At 65.3% G+C, this 2,062-nt stretch carries 2 protein-coding genes; both read left to right on the plus strand.

The genetic code is table 11. The features are described from left to right. A partial coding sequence (locus tag JNJ68_RS02175) for an SIS domain-containing protein (protein WP_294978368.1) occupies positions 1-1,001 on the plus strand: 1,001 nt, incomplete at its 5' end. A gap of 50 nt (positions 1,002-1,051) precedes the next feature. Then, positions 1,052-1,882 (plus strand): PfkB family carbohydrate kinase, encoded by an 831-nt coding sequence (locus JNJ68_RS02180; protein ID WP_168776740.1) that lies wholly within the window; start codon positions 1,052-1,054, stop codon positions 1,880-1,882. Positions 1,883-2,062 lie beyond the last annotated feature (180 nt).

The following is a 2,062-nucleotide window of genomic DNA, read 5'->3' on the forward strand; positions in this document are numbered from 1 at the left end:
GAGAGGACCAGATGACCGACAAACCCTTCCCGACCGAGGCGCAGATCGCCGCCGCTCTTGCCGCCGCAAAGGCCCGGCCTGCACTGACCGAGATCTATTTCGTCGCCTGCGGCGGGTCCTATGCGCTGATGCTGCCGAACCAGTATGCGGTCGACCGCCATGCGAAGACCATCGCCGGACACGCGCTGAACGCCGCCGAGTTCATGGCCCGCAACCCGGCGCGGCTGGGGCCAACCTCGGCCGTGATTCTGTGTTCGCATTCTGGAACCACGCCCGAAACGGTCGAGGCGGCGCGCTTCGCCCGGGCCAAGGGCGCGCTGACCATCGCGCTGACCAACCTGCCCGGCAGCCCGCTGGACGAAGCGGTCGAGTTCCCGGTCTACTACACCCACGCCCCCAAGACCTTTGCGACCGACCATTCCGCCGCCGTCATGGCCCGGCTGACCTTCGGCATCCTCGCCGCGCGCGAAGCCAACCCCCTGGCGCAAAAGGTGGAAAAGGCCCTGACCGCCCTGCCCGCGCTGATCGACACCGCCATCTCCGCCCATGCCGACCGGATCGCCACTTTCGCCGAAAGCCACAAGCGCGAGCCGGTGATCTACACCATGGGCGCCGGCGCGAACTATGCCACCGCCTATTCCTATGCCATCTGCATCTTCCAGGAGATGCAGTGGATCCACTCCGCCGGCATCCACGCGGGCGAATACTTCCACGGACCCTTCGAGATCACCGATTTCGACGTGCCCTTCATCGTGCTGCGCGGCCTTGGCGCAAGCCGCAAGATGGATGACCGGGGGTTGGATTTCGTGACTAAGTACAGCCAGCGCGTGACCACGCTCTGCGCCGAGGAACTGGGCCTCGGCGTGATCGATCCCGAGGTCGTGGAACATGTCGAGCACATGGCCTTCGGCACGCTCCTGCGCGTCTATTGCGACAAGCTGGCCGACAGCCGCGGCCATCCGCTGACCGTGCGGCGCTACATGTGGAAGATGGACTATTGACGAAAGGTCAGGGGGCGGGCCAGTCCTGCCCCCTCCAGGACGGAGCCAGCATGACGAACGGACTTCTCTGCATCGGCGACAATGTCGTCGACCTCTACCTTGACCGGGGCGAGTTCTTCCCCGGCGGCAACGCGCTGAACGTGGCCGTTCTGGCCCGCCGCTTCGGGCTTGCCGACGTGGCCTACATGGGCATCGTCGGGAATGACCGTGAGGGCGATCATGTCCGCGCCTGCATGGCCGCCGAAGGCCTCTCGACCGCCCATCTGCGCCGGGTAGAAGGGCCGAACGGCAAGGCGCAGGTCACGCATGATGCGGACGGAGACCGGGTCTTCGTCGCGTCGAACCGGGGCGGCATCCGGCGCAAGCTGATGCTCAGGATGGACGAGGATGACCTCGCGCTGATCGCGGCGAAGGGCCATGTCCATTCCAGCTGCTTCAGCTATCTGGAACCCGAACTGCCCCGCATCCGGGCTTCTGCGCGCGAGGTGTCCTTCGATTTCTCGACCCTGCACGACCCGGCCTATCTGGAGCAGGTCTGCCCCCATGTGACCACCGCCTTCCTCTCCGGCGCCGGGCTGCAGGACACGGCGGTCAGCGCCCTCATCGGGCGGGTTCTCGATCTTGGGCCGGACACCGTCTGCGTGACGCGCGGCGACAAGGGGGCAGTCTGGGCCAATGGTCAGACCCGCATCGAACAGCCAATTGTGCCCGCCACGGTGGTCGACACGATGGGCGCAGGCGATGCCTTCATCGCGGGCTACCTTGTGGCGAGATTGCGGGGAGATACTCCAGAACAGGTTCTCCAACATGCCGCCTTCTGCGCAGCGAAAGCCTGCGGATGGGAAGGCGCATGGGGCTATCCGCTCGCAGACATTCCATAGCCCACCGCCAATGTCATTGACCTGCTTTGGTGCTCGTCAGACGTTCGATGGTTCGGACCGGCAGCGAGTTGCATCCGCCAACGCTGGGCGAAGATGCTCTTGAACGTTGACGTATGCAAGGCGCGAAGGTCCGCTTTCCGCCCTTCGCGATCCTCAAAGGCACAGTATCTCCGCCACCCC

It is taken from the genome of Tabrizicola sp., from assembly GCF_016793705.1.
Lineage (GTDB): Bacteria > Pseudomonadota > Alphaproteobacteria > Rhodobacterales > Rhodobacteraceae > Tabrizicola.

Excerpts from the sequence above, each read along its gene's own strand:
- JNJ68_RS02180 (WP_168776740.1), top strand. The coding sequence starts at position 1,052 with ATGACGAACGGACTTCTCTGCATCGGCGACAATGTCGTCGACCTCTAC.